Here is a 19,921-nt window from a genome sequence, read left to right as displayed (position 1 = left end):
AGAGGTGATAAATTTGTTTAAATTCAATACTATAGAAGAAGCTATAGTAGATATAAAGCAGGGCAAAATGATTATCGTAGTAGATGATGAAAACAGAGAAAACGAAGGCGACCTCGTAATGGCTGCAGAAAAAGTTACACCAGAAGCAGTTAATTTCATGGCAAAATACGGCAGAGGTCTTATCTGCATGCCTATAATTTCTGAAAGACTTAAAGCACTTGATATACCTCAGATGGTCAGCGAAAATACTGACTCACATTCAACTGCCTTTACGATATCAATAGATGCTAAAGAAACTAAAACTGGTATTTCAGCTTTTGAAAGAGCTCTTACTATAAAAAAAGTTTTAGATAAAAACGCTAAACCTCAAGATTTTAAAAGACCAGGTCATGTATTCCCTCTCGAAGCAAGACAAGGTGGAGTTTTAAAAAGAGCTGGACATACGGAAGCTGCAGTAGACCTTGCAAGACTTGCTAATTTATATCCAGCAGGTGTAATTTGTGAAATTATGAATGATGACGGTAGTATGGCAAGACTTCCACAACTTATGGAATTTGCAAAAAAACATAATCTCAAAATAATTACTATAGCAGATTTAATAGCCTATAGAAGAAAAAACGAAATTTTAATAGAAAAAGTTGCAGAAGCTGATATGCCTACAAAATATGGAGAATTCAAAATAATTGGATACCAGAATAAATTAAACGACGAACATCATGTAGCTTTAGTAAAAGGCAATATAGCTGGAGATGAACCTGTACTTGTAAGAATTCATTCTGAATGCCTTACTGGTGATACTTTTGGTTCAATGAGATGCGACTGTGGAGAACAATTACAAGCTGCATTGAAAAAAATTAATGAAGAAGGCAAAGGTGTTTTAATATACTTACGTCAAGAGGGAAGAGGAATAGGTTTAATAAATAAGTTAAAGGCATATGTCCTCCAAGATAAAGGTATGGATACAGTAGAAGCCAATCTCGCTTTAGGTTTTCCCGAAGACTTGAGAGATTATACAGTCGGAGCACAGATACTTGTAGATTTAGGAGTTAAAAATATAAAACTCATGACAAACAATCCGAAAAAACTTTCTGGCTTATCAAGCTATGGACTTAAAATAGTTGAAAGAATACCTCTTGAAGTAAGCTATAATGAAAAAAATAAATATTATTTAAAAACTAAAAAGGAAAAGATGGGACACATATTAGAATTTTTAAAGGAGGAAGAATAACATGAAAATCTATGAAGGTAAATTAATTGCCCAAGATTTAAAGTTTGGAATTATAATAAGTAGGTTCAACGAATTTATAAGTAGTAAACTTCTTTCTGGCGCTTTAGACGGACTAAGAAGACATGGAGTAAATGAAGAAGATATTGAAGTAGCTTGGGTTCCTGGTTCTTTTGAAATTCCGCTAATAGCTAAAAAAATGGCTAAATCTAAAAAATATAATGCAGTAATCTGTCTAGGAGCAGTAATAAGAGGGGCTACGCCTCATTTTGACTATGTAGCAAGCGAAGTTTCAAAAGGTATAGCAAAAGTGTCTTTAGATACTGAAGTACCTGTGATATTTGGCGTTTTAACTACAGATACTATTGAACAAGCTATTGAAAGAGCTGGAACAAAAGCTGGTAACAAAGGCTATGAAGCTGCTTTAACTGCTATTGAAATGGCAAACCTTTTAAAGGAAGGAGTTTGGAATGAATAAAAATGAACGAAAAGAATAGTAATTATATTAATCTAATAAGATATCCATTATATATGGTTTCGACAATTGCAGCAGTTTTGACTCTTATTAATCAGAAAAATCTAGTTTATATGCTTATAGCAGTAATGGCTGTTTCTATATTTGAAGTTTTTACTGAACTATTATCACAAAATAAAAATCTAATAAAGATTGTTATAAATTTAATTATCCTAACATTATTTACTTTTATATATATAAATATAAGATAACTTAACTATTTTTTAACTTTTAATTGAATTTTTGAATAATGCTTGCTACGTTTTATTTTAAAGTAAATTAAAATTTATAAAAACACAATACGAGGGCTATTTAGCCCTCTTAGCTTGTTGACAAAGTGAAATATATATGAAAATGACGCTCATGCGGACGAATTTAGAAAAAACTTAAGGCTCAAATTTTTAGAAAATCCTAACGCTTCCAATGAGTCATCCTGACTCTGGAAGCTGGCTTAGCGTCCATGCTAAGCCTACGGATTTTCTCAAAAATTTTCACCTAGTTTTTTAACTAAATTCTTTCAAGCATTCGCTTTCATTTTCATAAAATATTTTAAAAGATAAGTTTGTCAACGGTCTGATGGCTATTAGCCCTCAATTCAACTTAAATATTTTTCAACCATATTTAAATCTTCGGGTTTATCCACATCATTTCCAATCTCAGGGTATGGTGTTATTATTGCCTTTGGCTTCAATCTTAAAATTTTAGATACTCTTTTTTCTGCGCTCTCAATAGTAAGTCTGCCAACAACAAGTTTCAATAAGAAAGTAAATCCTAATACTTTACTCATTTTTACGGGATTTTTTCTATATTCTATCATTTGTTTTGCCTTTGTTATGCATCTATCTAAAACTTTTGGATTTATTAACATCAAATTCCCACCAGTAAAATAGCCATCTTTAAGCTTGGCATAAGTTCTAATTGCCTCTGGATATTTTTCAAGACAAACACTTTTTTCAATTATTGGATAACAAATATCTGCTTTAGACTCTAATGATTTCTTTACAAAATCATATACGGCTTGAGCCGTCAAAAGTGGAATATCACAGGTAGATATTAGTACCATAGAGTCTTCTTTAAAGTAATCTACCCCTGCAATTACATTATCTATTATTGAACCTCTGTCCTGAATCACAAATTCCACATCTTCAAACCCAATTTTATCAAGTTCATCTCTATCTCCAACTACAACTATTTTATCTATTACTCCAGATTCCTTTAATGCTTTGATTACATAAGAAATCATAGGCTTCCCATTAATATTTACAAGTGCTTTTGTATATTCCCCATCTAACTTTTTTTCTGACTTTCCAGCTAATATTATACCGTTAATCATTCCCTACTCGACCCCACTTGTCCTTTTATTCATTTTAGATTTAGTCACTTTAATAATATAGTTTTCAGCATTTTCTATATGAATTTCTGCATAATATTTTGCTTCCTTTGGTTTTCTTTTGCTTATTGCTTCGATTATTTTACTATGCTCTTCAGATAACTTAGTTGATCCATTATATTCTGTCATATATATAATCCTGAATCTCTGCACCTGTTCTCTTAAGCTTTCAGCAATTGCTATAAGTTTTTCATTTCTCGTAGCTTTAAAGATAATGTCATGAAACTCTACATCTTTTTGTATAATACATTTTATATCTTTGTTTTTTATACATTCATCAAATTCTCTAGCTTTTATTCTTAAAGCTTCAAGTTCATCATCTGTTATTCGTTCCGCCGCTAATTGAGCCGCTAATCCTTCAAGAGAAGCTCTTATCTCTAAAACCTCTAATATATCCTTTATAGATACATCTGCAACATATGCCCCTTTTCTAGGAATCATAATCACTAATCCTTCAAGTTCTAATTTCCTTATTGCCTCTCTTACAGGTGTCCTACTTACTCCCAACTTTTCTGCTAATTGCACTTCCATTAACCTTTCACCAGGTTTTAATTTCCCATCTATTATTGCCTCTCTTAAAGATTCAAATACAATTTCCCTAAGAGGCTTGTAGTCATGTAGTTTAAGCTTATCTAAATCCTTATTCAAAAAAATATCCCCCCTAGATAGTTCTAACTATATGCACCCTATCAATCCATGTTTCAAGTTCTTCTTTGCATTTTATAATATCATCAATGTTATCAAATATACCAAATACAGTAGGCCCGCTACCACTCATCAAACTGCCTAGGGCATTAAATCTCATCATATGCTCTTTTATTTTTTGTATAATAGGATATTTATTGATAGTTACTGTTTCTAATACATTAATCATATTTTTAGCTACAAAATTCACATTGTCTAGTTCAATATTTTTTATCAAATTATCTATATCAGGGTGCTCTTTTATATCTTCAATTTTTAAATTTTTATATACATATGCTGTAGAAACTTGTATCGAAGGCTTTGCTATGAGAACAAGTTTATTTTTAAAACTCTTTAGTCTAGTTAGTTTTTCTCCTATACCTTCAGCTAATGCTGTTCCCCCCATAATACAATAAGGAACATCAGCTCCAATTTCTAATCCTATATCCATTAAATCCTTTTCTTTAAGGTTTAAATTCCATAATTCATTTAAACCTTTCAATACAGCCGCTGCATCTGCACTTCCACCTGCTAAACCAGCAGCTATAGGTATATTCTTTTCTATCTTTATTTTAACTCCTCTATTAATATTGAATCTTTTAGATAAAATATCCCAAGCTCTATACGCAAGATTTGTGGAATCGGTAGGAAGCATCCTTTCATTCGTTTCTATGATTACATTACCACTATACTCTTCAATTTGTATAATATCTTTTAAACTAATCTGCTGCATTATCATTCTAACTTCATGATACCCGTCTTCTCTTCTTCTTAATACATCTAATGAAAGATTTATTTTGGCATGAGCTTCTACTTCTATTTTTCTCACAATATCAACTCCTTATCTATATATTATATATTTTATAGAAAAATCCTTCTTTAGTCATTAATAAAAGCTCTAAGGCAGACCTTAGAGCTTCTTAAAATTCCACAACTTCAATTTGTTTTTGAATAATAATTTTTTCACCTGGCATTATATTTTCAGGATTTATAATATCATTTGTACTTATTAACTCATCAACAGTGGTATTAAACCTCTTAGCTATATCCCATAATGTATCACCTTTTTGAACTATATAAATGGTTATACTAGGTTTGTTACTTAAATCAATTACTTTATCATCTTCTTCAATCTCTGTTATAATATCAATCTTCTTAATTCTATCAACCTTAACATTATTTTTTACAATACCTTCTATTTCAATATCACGTGAATTAACTCTGTTAAATTTTAAGCTATCCATCATAAGGTCAATGTCAATATCCATATCTTCATTAATTTCATCTACATTTACGTAAGATTTAAACGGTATTTCTTCTTTGAAACTCATTATTTCCCCTGTAGATTCTCCAACATATAATACATCTGTTTCAAGTAAGCCTTCAATTATTAATTTATTTTCTACAACTCTATAATCTGTTAATACAGGTTTTGCCATTAAATCGCATATACTCTCAATACCTTCATAATTCTGTGGTAAATTAACTACTCCTTTTACAAGCTCTTTAGATATACTTTCTCCTATATTTTCTAATACATCTACTTCTTTTTTAACTAATTTAAACTTTCTCTTTGTAGAATATGAATCTAATATTACTTCTTTTTCTCTTTGTTCAAATACTTTAGCACTTACTTTTACAAATGCTTCTATATCTATTACTCTTTTTTCGCCACTTATATCCTCTCTTATATCATATTCAACATTAGAAATTTCTATGTTTACTTTGTTATTCATATCTTTAACTGCACCCGGTAAGTCAACGAAATGTGTAAATGGAATTTCATACTTAACGTGATTTATTCTACTCTCTTCATCTTCACTATAATATATTATTAAGCATTCAACTACTCCTGCCACTATTACCTTATCTTCAACCACCCTGACTTCCTTTTCATACCCCTTTACTTTTAACTTAAGTATATGTTCTATACTTGGCATATCTTCAGATAATTCAAATGCTTCTTTTACCAAAGTATCAGATGTATTACTTCCTACAATATCATTATATCTTATGTAATCTTTTAAAGTTTGTATTCCTTCAACTCCTTGAATATCTTTTACTACTTCTATATTGCTATATGATTGAACTTTGGTATTAAAATGTAATACAGTCTTAACAGACATTTTTTTATTGTCTATTAAATTACAGTCTATATGTTCTATGTTTGTTTTAATGTCGACATTCATTTCTTCTTCTGCACCGTTAATTAAAATTTCTTCTTGGAAATTAGTTGAATCTTCTATTCTCTGAATAGTTAAATTTTCATCATCCGCAGCATATAGTATATTGTATTTAATTATTCCATTTATTAATACTTTATCCTTAACAGCTTTAGTTTCTAAAGTTTCTATCTCTCCGTCAATATTAAGTATCTTTTTTATACCAGATTTAACTTCCGATAATGATATTTCATCCTCAATTAATGTCTCAACTTCTTCTCTCCCTATCGTTTCTTCTATTTTGAGTAAATCTTTGATTAGTTCAACTGCCATCTTCATCCCCCTTTCAATTATTTATAATCCATAGGAAATTATTAAACCTTAATGAATTGTGGATAATTTAAAATTAATTTCCGTCTATGGATTTCAACAAAATCTTCCTTAATTTATTTAAATCGAAGATTTTGTTCCAATCCCTAATTCAAAGCCTATTATATTATTATTTCTCTATGAAAAATTTTATGTTAAAATGTCCCAAAAAATTACTACAAAAAAATTTAACCCACGATTAAATAAATCGTGGGATCAGACTATTAACAATCTTATCTTTTTAAATATTTATGAAAATAACATTCATACGAAAGAATTTAGAAAAAACTAAAGGCTCAAATTTTTAGAAAATCCTAACGCACCTAATCAAGACGTCCTGTCTTGTAGGATGCTGGCTTAGCGTCCTGCTAAGCCTACGGATTTTCTCAAAAATTTTCACCTAGTTTTTTTAACTAAATTCTTTCAAGTATTCACTTTTATTTTCATATATTTTTAAAAATTTTACTTTGTCAACAAACTCAACCCACGATTAAATAAATCGTGGGTTTGGCATCTATCTAAACACCTTTATCTAATTTACTATTTTTCGCTATCTTATCAATTATTAAAGCTATAGCACCGTCTCCTGTAACATTTGTAGCTGTACCAAAACTATCCTGTGAAAAATGAATAGCTATCATCAATCCTTGTTGAGCAGCTGTAAAACCTAACATATTTTCTAATAAACCTAATGCAGCATATACTCCACCACCAGGTATTCCAGGTGCAGCTACCATCGTTACACCTAACATTAATATAAATGGGAACATCATTTCAAATGTAGGAATAGTACCTGATATCATCATAAGCCCCATAGATGCAAGCACTAATGTAATAGTATCTCCAGCCAAATGGATAGTAGCACCTAAAGGTATGACAAAATCTATAACATCTTCAGATATTCCGTTTTTTCTAGCACATTGAATAGTTACAGGTATGGTAGCAGCTGAAGACTGTGTACCAAGTGCTGTAAAATATGCTGGCAACATATTTTTAATGGATTTAAACGGGCTTTTACCGCTCACTAGCCATGCCACTACATATTGAATAATTATATAGCTTATCTGAAGAATTATTATCAATACAAAAACAGCCGAAAAAGCCTTAATTGTTTTAAATATTTCATTTGTAGCCGCTAATTTTGCAGATATACCTGAAATATGAACAGGTATGAATGGAATCAATATTCTCCTTACAACACCTTCAATTATATTTTGGAAATCTTTTAACGTTCCAAATAAAGATTTCCCCTTTATATTTGCCATTCCCAATCCTAATATAAAAGCAAAGATTAAAGCAGTCATTACCCCCATTATAGGTGGCATTTCAATCGTAAAATAAGGCTCTATTTTAATTGCCGATTTTTGAGCTACTTCACCTGCTTTAATTATATTTGGAAGTATAGTAGAACCTAGAAAAAAGGCTATTGTTCCCGATATTATCGTAGAAATATATGCTATACCGGCTGTTATCCCAAGTAATTTGCCTGCTCCTTTACCCAATTCTGCTATACCTGGTGCAACAAATCCTATAATTATTAAAGGAATAATAAATTTTAGAAAATTGCCAAAAATGCTTGTAAATGTACTTAATACTCTTACTAGAAAGTATACTTGTATAGATCTTGAAATTAGTCCTATAATAACTCCTAAAATAATTCCAGCAATTAATCTAGGCAATAGTCCTATTTTCTTTTCTTCCATACTTATCACCACTCTTTTTATATTTTTCTGTATTTTCAAAATTTTATTTCTAATATTTTATAATAATTATTAATAAAATGCAACAATTTATTATTATCCATAATATTATGTCTATTGAAAATTCAAACTTGACAAAAAGTTTTATCTTTATTTTATTAAATATTGATAAATTTCTTTTATTTATATGATTAGGATATTTTTAAGGAGGTATTTTTTTAGCATAATAAAAATTAAGATTTCTAAAAAATATGATAACTTCTTTCAATTTATTAAGTAAAATAATTTTAAAGCGGCCAATGGCCGCTTTAAAATTATTTGCTAATCGCAAGAACTAGCTCTCTAAGTATTTTACATGCAACAGCAGTTGAAGCTCCACTATTATCATAATGTGGAGATAACTCTACAATATCGGCTCCTACAATATTTAAATTCTTTAAAATACCAATGATATCCATCATGTCATTAAACGATATTCCTCCAGGCTCTGGTGTACCAGTCCCAGGGAAAACCGATGGATCTAAAATATCTAAATCAATAGTAATATAGACTTTTTTCCCTTTTAGCTCATTTACTACATCTTCAAGGCCCTCATAGGTAAATTTAGTCATCTTTGTATGCTTTTTAGCCCATTCAAATTCTTCTCTTTCACCAGATCTAATTCCAAATTGATATATTCTACCATCTCCGAGAAATTCCCAAACTCTTCTTATAACTGTTGCGTGTGATAACTTTTCACCCATATAATCCTCTCTTAAATCTGTATGGGCATCAAAATGCAAAACATAAAGGTCTTTATACTTTTCGTAAACTGCTTTAACAGATGGTAAAGTTACTAAATGCTCTCCACCTATCATAACAGGTATCTTTCCATCATTTAAAACATTTTTAGTAAACTCTTCTATCATATCTAATACTTTTTTCGTATTACCAAATGGAAATTCTAAATCACCAGCATCATAAACTTTTATATCAGTCAAATCCCTATCAAGATATGGGCTATATGTCTCTAATCCGTATGATTCATTTCTCATTATAGCAGGAGCAAATCTCGTTCCTGGTCTAAATGAAGTCGTTCCATCAAAGGGGGCTCCAAATACTACTATTTGTGAATCTTCATATTCACTATCAAATCCTATAAATGTATGGATATTTTTATTTAGCACCAGCTTCAATCATCTCCTTAACGTAAGTTGGTAAAGCAAATGCTCCTACATGTATGTCTGTATTGTAATACTTAGTTTTTAGGTTAAATTTCTTCCACTCTTCTGGTTTGAAATCTTTAATTGGATGTAATGATTTTGATGCAAATCCAAATAGCCAATGTCCTGATGGATAAGTAGGCATATGGAATTGATATACTTCTACTATAGGGAAAATTTTCTTTAATTTTCCTGTTGCTCTTAGCATAGCCTTAGCATCTCTTTCATAGTAAGGACTTTCATTTTGATTAACAAGTATACCTTTATCACTTAACGCCTTATAGCAATTCTTATAAAACTCTGTAGTAAATAATCCTTCTCCTGGTCCTATTGGGTCTGTTGAGTCTACAATTATTAAATCATATTCGTTTTCCTTATCTTCTACAAACTTTATTCCATCTTCAAAGTATAAAGTTACTCTCTCATCATCTAGTTTAGATGAAGTTAGTGGTAAGAATTCTCTTGAAGCTTTAACAACTAATTCATCTATTTCAACCATATCGATTTTTTCTATTGTATTATATCTAGTTAACTCTCTTACTGTACCACCATCTCCACCACCTATAACTAAAACCCTTTTAATTTCAGGATTTGTAGCCATAGCAACATGAGTTATCATATCATGATATATAAATTCGTCTTTTTCTGTTACCATAACAAGCCCATCTAATAAAAGCACCTTGCCAAATTCATATGTATCTATAAAATCTACTTGTTGAAAAGGACTCTTTTCTGAATAAAGATGTTTTTTTACTTTAAAAGAGAATTTAGCATAATCAGTATGTTTTTCAGTAAACCATAATTCCTTTTCAAGATTCCTCCTTATGTTAGTTATTTATTGCTCTTATAATTTCTAAAGCCGAGATTTGCCCTCGGCTTTACAGGCTGTAAACATAATTGAAAAATAAGAGCGAATAATTACAAAACTTTAGCAATGAAAACTTGATGAATAATTTTAGAAAAATCCGTAGGTTTGACAGGATGTCAAACCAGCATCCTACAAGACAGGAGGTCTTGATTAGGTGCGTTAGGATTTTTCAAAATTATGAATCTTAGTTTTCTCTAAAGTTTTGTCTATGAGCGTTATTTTTCAATCTATTATCGAATTTAATTTTGCCAACAAACTCTAAAGCCGAGACTGCCCTCGGCTTTATTTTTTTTCATAAATTAAAAATTATGCACTTACAACTTCTGGTTTGTGTTTAACTTTTATATCATCTAATTTACCATCTGAAAATCTTTTTATTTTCTCTACTATTCCTCTTGGAACTTCTTGTGTTTCTGTTTTTTCAGCTTTTAATTTTTCTTTTAAGTAATCAAAAGCAATCCATGGATCTACTTCATCTCCACATGTAAATAAATCAACTGCAGCATATCCGTATTCTGGCCAAGTATGAATTGTAAGATGAGATTCTTGTATTACTACAACTCCACTTACTCCCCATGGATTGAATAAATGGAATACACTCTTTACTATTGTTGCCTTTGCTTCAATAGCTGCTTCATTCATATATTTCTCTATTAAGGCATGGTCATTTAATATATCCCTATCACAGTTATAAAACTCTGCTAAAATATGTCTTCCTAATTGTTCTATTTTCATAAGCCTTCTCCTTTCTATAAAGAATATTAATTTTCATATCTTATTAAAAACTCGGTGGACAAGTTACCCAAAGTACAACAGCTTTTCTCTTAAAACTATTTTCAATAAAATGCTTCTTATCTGACTTAAAATAAAAACTTTCTCCCTTATTCACCTTATATTTGTTATCCCCTAAATTTAAATAAATACTTCCCGATAAAACATATCCAAATTCTTCTCCTTCGTGGGGATTCTCTACATTACTCTTTCCTCCACTTTCTAACGTAAGAAGTATAGGCTCCATGTTATTCTTTTGTGCATTAGGAATAAGCCATTCGATAATATGCCCTAATTCTTCGTTTTCGCTTGAAAATATATCCTCTTTTGTATACACAACTTTATCATTCTCAACTTCATTAAAAAAGTTCCTAATATCAGTTCCTAGAGCTTCTAATATATCCATTAATGTTGCAATGGACGGTGATGTCAAATTCCTCTCAATTTGTGATATGAAACCTTTGGTTAAATCACATCTTTGAGCTAGTTCTTGCTGAGTCAACCCATTCAACATTCTTAACCTTTTTATTTTATTACCAATATCCACAATCACACCCCTAATCAAATAATACTATATGAAAAGTTTAAAAATGCTAAACTGAATGACAAAAAAATTTTATCATTAATTTAATAACAAAATTTCCGTTTAAATAAATTTAGGTGAATTTTGTTGAAATCCATAAACGGAAATTACACCTGTTCTTATCTATATTTAATAAGATATATAATTTCATATGGATTATAAAACTAAACTTTAAGTTTACATATAATAAATATACTACTTTTTTTTTAAATGTCAATAGTTAATTAGTTAATAATTTATTAATTTCTCTCTCCCAACAATTAACTGTTGACTTTTATATTTATACATGTTAGATTATAATATATCACAACTTAATATGACCTCATCCCTCAAAGGGGTGAGGTAGAGGCGCGACATCTAAGAGTAGCTATATGGAGGCCGGAAGCCTATGAAATATAGTGAAAGGAGCTGTCGCCGAAGTCTTAGATATCCAAAATCTAAGGCTGGGCCTGCATCGAATAGGTGTAGGACTGTCATCAGGATAATTGCCCGATATCCTGATGGAGCGCTATCTCACACTGGGCAAAAAAGGAGGGATGGGCTTGGTCTATGCTTTTTTTGAAAGTAGCACCTGATAAGCCTATCAGGTGTTTTTTTATTATCTAAAAACAGGAAACAGATGCAAGAAATTAAAAATTGAAAATGTAAAATTTAAAATTAATTATTGGCTACTAGCTTCTCGCTTTTCGAATAGCAAATAACGAATAGCTAAATACGAATTAATAAATACAAAGGAGGAATATTTATGCAATATGGATGGCTTTCAATTATACCAGCAATAATAGCAATAATCCTTTCATGGATTACTCAAGAAGTTCTTTTATCGCTATTTATATCTGTTTTCATTGGTGCTACTATTTTAGCCGGATTTAATCCACTAATTGGTTTTGCAAAAACGTTAAACACATATATTGTTGGTTCATTAGCTGATACTTGGAATGCATCTATTTTAATTTTCTGCCTTTCTATAGGAGGGCTTATAAGTATTTTAAGTAAAAATGGAGGTACAAATGGAATTGCTAACCTTATAGTTTCAAAAGCAAAAAATAACAAGTCTACATTGTTTGCAACTTGGTTAATGGGTATGTTGATTTTCTTTGATGACTATGCCAATTCTTTAATCGTTGGTAATACTATGAGAAGTATTACTGATAAGATGAAAATTTCTAGAGAAAAATTAGCTTATATTGTTGACTCAACTGCTGCTCCAGTTGCAAGTATAGCATTAATATCAACATGGGTTGGTTTTGAAACTGGATTAATAAGAGATAGCTTGGCTAAAATTAATATAGATTTAAATGCATATAGTGTATTTTTACAAACAATACCATATAGATTTTATAGTTTGTTAGCTTTAGTTTTTGTTCTAATAATAATATTTACGGGACGCGATTTTGGAGCCATGGCTAGAGCTGAAAAAAGGACATATAAGACAGGAAAAGTATTAGATGATAATGCTACACCTCTAGTTTCTGATGAAGTGTCAACATTTAATTCAAATATAAAATATGAAAGATGGTATAATGCAGTAATCCCTATTCTTTCAGTTTTATTAATAACAATAGTAGGTTTATATATTAATGGTGGAGGTCTTGAAAGTGGCTCTATAAAAGATGCTTTTGAAAACGCCGATTCTAGTGTAGTTTTGCTATGGGCTTCTTTTGGAGGAACTTTAATTGCTGTTATTATGACTCTGTTACAAAGATTATTATCATTAAAAGAAATTATGGATGCATGGGTGTCTGGTGTTAAATCTATGACAACTGCATCTATAATATTAATATTAGCTTGGTCTTTGGGAGGAATTAACGATAAGCTTGGAGCAGCTGAGTTTATAGCTAATATTGCAAAAAGTTCGCTTCCGCCTTATTTACTCCCTCTAATGATGTTTATAATACCAGCAGTAATCGCGTTCTCAACTGGTACATCTTGGGGAGCTAATTCTATAGTTATGCCTTTGGCTATACCTCTAGCTGTACAATTAGGAGGTACTGAATTATTAATTCCTACTATCGGAGCCGTATTAACTGGCGCTGTTTTTGGAGACCACTGTTCTCCTATTTCCGATACAACTATTATGTCATCAATTTCTAGTGCGTGCGATCATATAGCACATGTAAAAACACAATTACCTTATGCCTTAACAGTAGCACTAGTAGCCATTTTAGTAGGGTTTATCCCTGTCGGCTTCGGTATTAACCCTTATATTTCACTTTCAATTGGTACAATAGTATTGTTTGGTATATTATACTTCTTCGGTAGTAAAGTTACTGAAGAATAAACAAAATTATTGGCTAACAGTCATCATCCGCTGACTGTTAGCCTAATTTTTACTCGTTTCCATACACTTCTTCAATTACGGTTTTATAAAACTCGTTACTCTGCAATTCTCCTTCTTCAGCTATATACATCATTACTTTTTTCAAATATTCTTCCTTTTCATATTCATTATCTACATCTAAATATTGTATACCTAATCTATTAAGAAGCTTCGTTAAAAGATATTCTCTAGTAAATTCTATATTTCTCTCTTCATCAATATATTCATTCAAATATTTAATTTTTATTGTACCATAAATTCGCTTTTTATTCTTCATTAGTAAATCCATAATCTGTTGTAAATTTACAGTTACATTAATAGGTATTATATACCGCTCGTGAGTTTTAAGTCTTATTGGATTTATGTGTAAAATATATTCTGATATCTCTCCCTCTACACTAAAATATATTACTGGTTCTATATCTATTAAATTCTTTTTAAGTATAATCTCTTCTGGATTGATTTTCTCAATTTCTATTTCTTCCAATATATCATCAGTTGTAGCTGCAGTTACATTCATATCGTATGCCGTTTTACTTGTAAACCAAGAATATGTATCCATATTTATTGATAAAATCATAGATATTAAAATCCCTGTAGTAATAAATCCTATCACTTTTAAGATAGTTTTACTTACTTTTTGTTTTTTACTTTTTTTCATTTTTAATTTACTATCACCTCATTTGGCTTGGTTATCATTTCTAAAAATCTACTTTGCATGCTTATCATGATATTTTAATAGCTTACATATCATAGTAAATACTTCAGCCCTTGTAATACTATTATTCGGTTTAAAAGTATTGTCTGGATAACCTTCTATTATTTTATGATATATTCCCGCTTTCACATGCCCTAATGCCCAATCTTGAATATCGTCTTCATCTTCAAAATTAATTTCTATTTCTTTTTTCAATTTTTTATTAAAGCCTCTCATTAGCACAGTTACCATCTCTTGTCTAGTGATTTTATTATTAGGCTTAAAAATTCTACCAGGATATCCCTCAAATATACCTTTTTCTGTCGCTGCTATTACATAACCTCTAGCCCATTTAGGTATAGAGTCTATATAACCAGTAAAAAGTTTATTTTTTTCTTCTAAGCTTAAAGCTCTACAAATAAGAACAGCTGCTTCAGCTCTTGTTATAAAATTGTCAGGTCTTATCGTTTTATCAGGATAGCCTTTTATTATATTATGTTCTATAAGTGCTTGAATACAGTTTTTTGCCCAATGTCCTTCAATATCAATAAATTCCTCATTAGTTTTCTGCCCTGTCTCTTTTTCATCTTCTGACCCTTTTCCACTACTTGGCGGATTATAATCAGAACCACCTTGATAAACAGGGTTTTCATTTACATTTATAAGGAAATTCACAGTTGCTTTTATACCCTGCAATTCATTTCCTGCTTTTTCATTCATATGTACTATGTATTCTAAATCTATATAATCATTTTTATTTATATTAAAACGGTCTAATACAGGTAAATCATATCCCTTGTAATCTTCATTATTTTTCTTATATATCATTTCATAAAAACTTTTATTATATATAGTTTTAGTAAATATCAGCATTTTTCCTCTTTTAATAGTTAACTTCATATTCTTTGCAAACACTTTGTATAAATTTTCATCCTTAACTTGATAGTATTTATCCCCTTGTGATTTCTCTAACTTTATTGTCAACGCTAAATTTTTTACTTTTATTCTCTCTGAATAATTATTATAAATCCTTAAAGTTCCTGAAACTGTAACCCCAGGAGCTAAATACTCATCAACCAAATTTCCCCTTTGATGGAATATCGGTCCTCCAATAGACTTTTCTCCATGTATGTATAATATAACATCAGGAGTATTCTCTCCATGAACAATACTTTGATTTACAAACAGTATCGAGCTTATTACAATTATTAATATCAAAAACTTACATATTATATTTTTAGTTAATATTTTCATTATTTAAGTTGTTTCTTTCACCACCTCATATATCGATGTTTCTATGCAACCAATACTATTCTGACCAACCCGTATTTTCTATTTGTGTAGCTATGAAATTAAATTCTAAAGTAGCAGATTTCCCCTGATAACTGTTTCCAGCATCACTTGGCAATTTGTAGTAGACGTTAATAGTTTTTGTACCTTGATCAGTAGTTATCTGCCCAAAGTTATAATCTCTTATTTCACTAACTCTATACCATGTTTGATTATCAAAACTTATTTCAAGACTAGGATTACCATTATATAATATTCCATTATCATCATTAGAAGATTTTAAAGTTACATTGATTAACTTGAATTTAAAATCTAGTGTCCCTGCATTTTCTATTGTTATACTCTTTTCTCCAACCCATCCTGGATAAATATTTTTAACGTCTAATATTCCTGTAGCAAACACTCCATTGCCAGGATTTTTTATTTTTAATGTACCAGTTTTAAATACATTATCTGTGCTTACAACACTACTTGTAAACCATGCATATGTTCCCATCCCTATTCCAAAAGCCAATAAACCTATTAATAGCATTATTAAAACTAATCTTTTTTTCAAATGTTAAACTCCTCCTTTCTTAAGATAAAATATTTTTATTTCACCTCTTATAAATATAATTAATAATATTAATATTAAAAAAGTAAAAACTATTGATTTTTTCAAAAAATAAAGTATATATCCTCCATTAGGAATAACTAAAAATACTTTACCTACCAGTTGACCAGAATTAATTTTTTCATCATCTTTAACGTTATTAGCATCACCTTTAGTTATAAATAAACACTCATTGTTATCGTGTATGATACCTATAACTCTATGTGTAATAAATATATTGTCAGTTAATCTGTATGTAATAATATCTCCTTTTTTTATTTTTTTAGGTACTATAGGCCTTATAACAACTAAATCCCCAACTTCAACATTAGGCTGCATACTTCCAGATAGAACAGTCATAAATTTTATTCCAAAAACTGAAGGTATATAATTTTTATCATTTTTATGTTTTATCCCTGTATAAAATAGTGATAATATAGATGCTATCAAGAGAAATACTACTATATTCCATATCCACCTTAAAATTTTTTCTCTCATAAAAATCCCTCTTGTCCTTGTATATTACATTACATTATATGTCCAAGTTTTTTTATTATTCATACTCTTATAATATAAAAAAATTGTATGTTATTTACAAATTCTTCTATATTTATAAAGGAAAATTTAAAATAAACAAGAATATAAAAAAAGGTATTTAATATTACTATTCTATATAGAAATATTTAGGAAGGAGAATAGAGATGAAAAAGATTATCAGTTTAATCGTTGTAATTTTATCAATTATTTTAATTTATAAGTACATATATAGTGATATGTTTGTACTCGAATTTAATTTCTTGAAAAATATTGAAAAGGCAGAAAAACATATAAATACTAATCTAGATTATAAATATTCTGATTTAGATATTTCAAACTATTACGACTCTAATAATATAAAAAATGCTATAGGGAAAAAAATAAATTTTGACAATTCAGAAGTTGATTTTATTATGCTTACATTCAAGACAGTAAAAGATGCCAAAAATACATTTGATAATTTAGTTAATTCTAAGTCTGGTCTTTTTCAATTCGAAAAAAATTTAGAAATATCCCTTATTAATTTGTATTACACACAATTTAAAAATGATAAGACTTACTACAAGATATATAACAAAAAGAATATGGTCATTTTATTTAAAAGTAAAGATTTAAACGCTATAGAAAGACTACAAAAAGATATTTCACGATATTAGACTAAAAACAGCCTTTAACTCTTTTATTCAGAGTTAAAAGGCTGTTTTGCTATCATCTCTTCTGAATGAACAATCATACATTAATATATCAACACTAAAGAGTCTGCAGGAATGTTTTCATAAATATATTTAGCTACATCAACAGGAAGTCTTATACAGCCATGACTAGCTGGTGTACCTAATTTTTCTTTCTCTTCTTCTATTATCTTACCATCTTCAGTGAAAGGAACAGAATGGAATAAATACGTTCCCTTAAAACCAACCCAGTATTTACCTCCCTGCTTGAATCTAGGAGTATAAAACCATTTTCCTCTTCTTCCCTCTTCTATCTTAAATATACCTTTTGGTGTAAAGTGATCCCATGTACCACTAGATGCTAAAGATTTTTTTATCAATTCTCCATCTTTATAAATTCTTAATATTTGTTCATCATTATTAAAAATCAAAACATACCCTTTAGTTTTTTCATTATACTGATGAGGAGGTATCTCTTTAGCTCTTATATATCTTGCATCAGCGAAACCTATTCTTCCATCATTTAGCATTACTTTAAACCATCCATAAGGTAAAGTTTCCAATAATTTAACTTCTTCGTAATCTTTAAGCCTATATATAATACTACTCTTTTCATCTTTTTCTTTATACACTTCAATAAAACCATCCCTATCTATAGTATCTAGAGCTTGTCCAATAAATATTTTTGCTTCTTCTTCTGTAGCTTCTTTTTCATCTTTTTGCTCCTTATCTTTTTCAATATTTTCTTCATTTTCAATTTCATCTGCTTTAGAAGTTTCAATTATATTAGATTGTTTTAATACACTTTCTTTACAACCAGTCAACAACACGATTGACAAAATTATAATAAATATCAGATTCTTCCCCATTAGGCCATCCCCTTTATTATGTACTCAAACATAGAAGTTTTTTTATTTATTATACTAAATTATTTAGACTAATATTATATAAAATTATAAGATTAAATTTAAAATTGAAAATGGAAAATTTAAAATTATTTATTGTCTATTAACTATTGGTACTTCGCTTTTCGACAATCGAATAGCAAACAACAAAAAACTAATAGTCGCTAACTAGAGACTATTAACTTTCCTAATTAAGTAGGAAATAGATGATTTAATCATATACCTCTTACTCGATTTATCTACTCATAATTTAGTAATATTAGTACTCATCTTACCTAATATTCCTAGATTTCTAATTGTTTTTTCTATACTTTCAGCAACTATTCCATTCTAGGAATAGCAATATTGCTATTTACTGCATTGCATAAAGAAGATTTTGCTACTAGAACAAGATACTATGCTTCATTGTTTTAACCAATTTTTACTTGTATATAAATTTAATTACATTATAAGAAAAAAATATTTTACATTCCATATATATGTATGTATAATCTATATTAGATAAAATATAATTCATAATAAATTTTTTTAATAATCAAAGATTTTAAAGAGGACAAATTCTAGGACAAGCAATATTTTAAAAGCATTTCTGATAGAACTTAATAAAAATTAATGAACTAATACCGATATATTGTTCAAAAAGCCTAAGTATATATAAAGTTCTTAAAAAAAATTATTACAGATTAAACTCTTTGAAATAAAATATATTAAATAATTATAGTTTCATAAACGATTGCAGGGCTTTGTAACTGGATAATAATTAAATTTTAGGGAGGTGATAATTAATATAATTTTAGATAAATCAATAAATTGAAGATTATATGAAAATCTTTGACAATACTCAATAATTATGGGAGGTTTTAGGTATGAAGAGAAAAACTATTTTATGCTTATGTATAATTATAATATTAACGGTTTATTCTAATGTAATATTAGCACATGAATTAGACCCTTTTGGAAGTGAAGATTTAGGATATTTATACAAAGGAAGCCATTGGGAATCTAAAAATACTGATTACATTTCAGGTGGAAGTAATTTATATTGGAATGAAATTTTTGAGCTTGGAATTTGGAAATTTGAGTATGAAACTAACATAGATTTTAATATAGAAAAAGTATCTAACTCATTTAACTATATTGACGACGTAATTGACGATAGCGTTACATGGGTAGGATTATGTACTTTTTATTATGTACAGCAACAACATCCCAATAGATGGAGTATAAAATTTAATGAGTATTATAAAGATAAATACACTAAAGCTGAATGGATTACAATTGCAGCACATGAAATAGGTCATGTTTTTGGTCTAGATGATTTATATGAACCAAAAAATGATGATAAGTTAATGTATGGCTACGCTAATGGAATAAGAAACGTTACTAATGAAGATAATATTGGATTTGGATTAATATATAAATAATAATGGGAGGTAAAAAA

At 29.2% G+C, this 19,921-nt stretch carries 20 protein-coding genes and 1 riboswitch; of the genes, 6 read left to right on the top strand and 14 right to left on the bottom strand.

The genetic code is table 11. From position 1 onward, the window contains the following. The first annotated feature begins 13 nt into the window (after window positions 1-13). Genes AB4Y15_RS00610 through AB4Y15_RS00600 form a run of 3 tightly spaced genes read left to right on the top strand, consistent with a single transcriptional unit; the run spans window position 14 to window position 1,951 of the window. The gene (locus tag AB4Y15_RS00610) at window positions 14-1,228 is read left to right on the top strand and encodes a bifunctional 3,4-dihydroxy-2-butanone-4-phosphate synthase/GTP cyclohydrolase II (protein ID WP_427337788.1); all 1,215 of its coding nucleotides are present in this window, start codon (window positions 14-16) and stop codon (window positions 1,226-1,228) included. 1 nt (window position 1,229) lies between these two features. Beyond that, the gene (gene ribH, locus AB4Y15_RS00605; protein WP_427337787.1) at window positions 1,230-1,703 is read left to right on the top strand and encodes a 6,7-dimethyl-8-ribityllumazine synthase; all 474 of its coding nucleotides are present in this window, start codon (window positions 1,230-1,232) and stop codon (window positions 1,701-1,703) included. A gap of 2 nt (window positions 1,704-1,705) precedes the next feature. Then, complete coding sequence (locus AB4Y15_RS00600) at window positions 1,706-1,951, top strand: hypothetical protein (protein WP_427337785.1); 246 nt, start codon at window positions 1,706-1,708, stop codon at window positions 1,949-1,951. Window positions 1,952-2,334: 383 nt separating this feature from the next. On the opposite strand, the gene AB4Y15_RS00595 is transcribed toward AB4Y15_RS00600, so the two are convergent. The 9 genes from AB4Y15_RS00595 to AB4Y15_RS00555 all read right to left on the bottom strand — a co-directional run bounded on the left by AB4Y15_RS00595 (window position 2,335) and on the right by AB4Y15_RS00555 (window position 11,432). Next, the gene (locus tag AB4Y15_RS00595; protein WP_427337783.1) at window positions 2,335-3,072 is read right to left on the bottom strand and encodes a nucleotidyltransferase family protein; all 738 of its coding nucleotides are present in this window, start codon (window positions 3,070-3,072) and stop codon (window positions 2,335-2,337) included. 3 nt (window positions 3,073-3,075) lie between these two features. Further along, window positions 3,076-3,777, bottom strand: a complete 702-nt coding sequence (locus AB4Y15_RS00590; RefSeq protein WP_427337781.1) for a GntR family transcriptional regulator — start codon at window positions 3,775-3,777, stop codon at window positions 3,076-3,078. A gap of 13 nt (window positions 3,778-3,790) precedes the next feature. Next, window positions 3,791-4,642 carry a 4-(cytidine 5'-diphospho)-2-C-methyl-D-erythritol kinase gene (gene ispE / locus AB4Y15_RS00585; RefSeq protein WP_427337779.1) on the bottom strand — a complete coding sequence of 284 codons (852 nt, stop codon included), beginning with the start codon at window positions 4,640-4,642 and terminating at the stop codon, window positions 3,791-3,793. Window positions 4,643-4,733: 91 nt separating this feature from the next. Further along, window positions 4,734-6,308 (bottom strand): DUF3794 and LysM peptidoglycan-binding domain-containing protein, encoded by a 1,575-nt coding sequence (locus AB4Y15_RS00580; protein ID WP_427337777.1) that lies wholly within the window; start codon window positions 6,306-6,308, stop codon window positions 4,734-4,736. 554 nt (window positions 6,309-6,862) lie between these two features. After that, window positions 6,863-8,047 (bottom strand): dicarboxylate/amino acid:cation symporter, encoded by a 1,185-nt coding sequence (locus AB4Y15_RS00575; RefSeq protein ID WP_427337775.1) that lies wholly within the window; start codon window positions 8,045-8,047, stop codon window positions 6,863-6,865. 311 nt (window positions 8,048-8,358) lie between these two features. Continuing rightward, window positions 8,359-9,210 (bottom strand): agmatinase, encoded by an 852-nt coding sequence (speB, locus tag AB4Y15_RS00570; RefSeq protein WP_427337773.1) that lies wholly within the window; start codon window positions 9,208-9,210, stop codon window positions 8,359-8,361. Further along, entirely contained in the window at window positions 9,200-10,072 is an 873-nt protein-coding gene (speE, locus tag AB4Y15_RS00565; RefSeq protein ID WP_427338133.1) for a polyamine aminopropyltransferase, read from the bottom strand. The genes speB and speE overlap by 11 nt, the downstream gene beginning before the upstream one ends. A gap of 348 nt (window positions 10,073-10,420) precedes the next feature. Next, window positions 10,421-10,849: an adenosylmethionine decarboxylase gene (gene speD, locus AB4Y15_RS00560; RefSeq protein WP_427337771.1), complete on the bottom strand. Its 429-nt coding sequence runs from the start codon at window positions 10,847-10,849 to the stop codon at window positions 10,421-10,423. Window positions 10,850-10,892: 43 nt separating this feature from the next. After that, the gene (locus AB4Y15_RS00555; protein WP_427337769.1) at window positions 10,893-11,432 is read right to left on the bottom strand and encodes a helix-turn-helix domain-containing protein; all 540 of its coding nucleotides are present in this window, start codon (window positions 11,430-11,432) and stop codon (window positions 10,893-10,895) included. A gap of 371 nt (window positions 11,433-11,803) precedes the next feature. Next, window positions 11,804-11,987, top strand: a riboswitch (Lysine riboswitch). A 226-nt stretch (window positions 11,988-12,213) separates the two neighbouring features. Here AB4Y15_RS00555 and AB4Y15_RS00550 point away from each other — a divergent pair. Then, window positions 12,214-13,749, top strand: a complete 1,536-nt coding sequence (locus AB4Y15_RS00550; protein WP_427337768.1) for a Na+/H+ antiporter NhaC family protein — start codon at window positions 12,214-12,216, stop codon at window positions 13,747-13,749. Window positions 13,750-13,798: 49 nt separating this feature from the next. Here the strand turns inward: AB4Y15_RS00550 and AB4Y15_RS00545 are convergent, their stop codons facing one another. From AB4Y15_RS00545 to AB4Y15_RS00530, 4 genes are read right to left on the bottom strand one after another with little or no spacing between them, the layout of a single operon-like run. Further along, the gene (locus AB4Y15_RS00545) at window positions 13,799-14,449 is read right to left on the bottom strand and encodes a hypothetical protein (RefSeq protein ID WP_427337766.1); all 651 of its coding nucleotides are present in this window, start codon (window positions 14,447-14,449) and stop codon (window positions 13,799-13,801) included. Between the two features lie 48 nt (window positions 14,450-14,497). Then, a complete protein-coding gene (locus AB4Y15_RS00540) occupies window positions 14,498-15,739 on the bottom strand; it encodes an S-layer homology domain-containing protein (protein WP_427337764.1) in 1,242 nt (413 codons plus the stop codon). Window positions 15,740-15,794: 55 nt separating this feature from the next. Then, window positions 15,795-16,331 carry a TasA family protein gene (locus AB4Y15_RS00535; protein WP_427337762.1) on the bottom strand — a complete coding sequence of 179 codons (537 nt, stop codon included), beginning with the start codon at window positions 16,329-16,331 and terminating at the stop codon, window positions 15,795-15,797. A gap of 3 nt (window positions 16,332-16,334) precedes the next feature. After that, window positions 16,335-16,865 (bottom strand): signal peptidase I, encoded by a 531-nt coding sequence (locus tag AB4Y15_RS00530; protein ID WP_427337760.1) that lies wholly within the window; start codon window positions 16,863-16,865, stop codon window positions 16,335-16,337. 203 nt (window positions 16,866-17,068) lie between these two features. On the opposite strand from AB4Y15_RS00530, the gene AB4Y15_RS00525 reads away from it, so the two are divergent. Continuing rightward, on the top strand, window positions 17,069-17,560 hold the full coding sequence (locus AB4Y15_RS00525) for a hypothetical protein (RefSeq protein WP_427337759.1): 492 nt from the start codon (window positions 17,069-17,071) through the stop codon (window positions 17,558-17,560). 80 nt (window positions 17,561-17,640) lie between these two features. Here the strand turns inward: AB4Y15_RS00525 and AB4Y15_RS00520 are convergent, their stop codons facing one another. Further along, window positions 17,641-18,444, bottom strand: coding sequence for a L,D-transpeptidase family protein (locus tag AB4Y15_RS00520; protein WP_427337758.1), 804 nt, complete (start codon window positions 18,442-18,444; stop codon window positions 17,641-17,643). A gap of 902 nt (window positions 18,445-19,346) precedes the next feature. Here AB4Y15_RS00520 and AB4Y15_RS00515 point away from each other — a divergent pair. Further along, window positions 19,347-19,904: a zinc metalloprotease gene (locus AB4Y15_RS00515; protein WP_427337757.1), complete on the top strand. Its 558-nt coding sequence runs from the start codon at window positions 19,347-19,349 to the stop codon at window positions 19,902-19,904. The last annotated feature ends 17 nt before the right edge of the window (window positions 19,905-19,921 follow it).

It is taken from the genome of Caloranaerobacter longqiensis, assembly GCF_050286925.1.
In the GTDB taxonomy this organism is placed as follows: Bacteria; Bacillota; Clostridia; order Tissierellales; family Thermohalobacteraceae; genus Caloranaerobacter.
Note: the sequence above shows the minus strand (reverse complement) of the source record. Positions and strands in the feature narration are given on the sequence as shown.

Excerpts from the sequence above, each read along its gene's own strand:
- AB4Y15_RS00550 (WP_427337768.1), top strand. The coding sequence starts at position 12,214 with ATGCAATATGGATGGCTTTCAATTATACCAGCAATAATAGCAATAATC.
- AB4Y15_RS00520 (WP_427337758.1), bottom strand. The coding sequence starts at position 18,444 with ATGGGGAAGAATCTGATATTTATTATAATTTTGTCAATCGTGTTGTTG.
- AB4Y15_RS00525 (WP_427337759.1), top strand. The coding sequence starts at position 17,069 with ATGAAAAAGATTATCAGTTTAATCGTTGTAATTTTATCAATTATTTTA.
- AB4Y15_RS00540 (WP_427337764.1), bottom strand. The coding sequence starts at position 15,739 with ATGAAAATATTAACTAAAAATATAATATGTAAGTTTTTGATATTAATA.
- AB4Y15_RS00515 (WP_427337757.1), top strand. The coding sequence starts at position 19,347 with ATGAAGAGAAAAACTATTTTATGCTTATGTATAATTATAATATTAACG.
- ribH (WP_427337787.1), top strand. The coding sequence starts at position 1,230 with ATGAAAATCTATGAAGGTAAATTAATTGCCCAAGATTTAAAGTTTGGA.
- AB4Y15_RS00545 (WP_427337766.1), bottom strand. The coding sequence starts at position 14,449 with ATGAAAAAAAGTAAAAAACAAAAAGTAAGTAAAACTATCTTAAAAGTG.
- speD (WP_427337771.1), bottom strand. The coding sequence starts at position 10,849 with ATGAAAATAGAACAATTAGGAAGACATATTTTAGCAGAGTTTTATAAC.
- AB4Y15_RS00595 (WP_427337783.1), bottom strand. The coding sequence starts at position 3,072 with ATGATTAACGGTATAATATTAGCTGGAAAGTCAGAAAAAAAGTTAGAT.
- AB4Y15_RS00575 (WP_427337775.1), bottom strand. The coding sequence starts at position 8,047 with ATGGAAGAAAAGAAAATAGGACTATTGCCTAGATTAATTGCTGGAATT.
- AB4Y15_RS00600 (WP_427337785.1), top strand. The coding sequence starts at position 1,706 with ATGAACGAAAAGAATAGTAATTATATTAATCTAATAAGATATCCATTA.
- AB4Y15_RS00580 (WP_427337777.1), bottom strand. The coding sequence starts at position 6,308 with ATGGCAGTTGAACTAATCAAAGATTTACTCAAAATAGAAGAAACGATA.
- AB4Y15_RS00530 (WP_427337760.1), bottom strand. The coding sequence starts at position 16,865 with ATGAGAGAAAAAATTTTAAGGTGGATATGGAATATAGTAGTATTTCTC.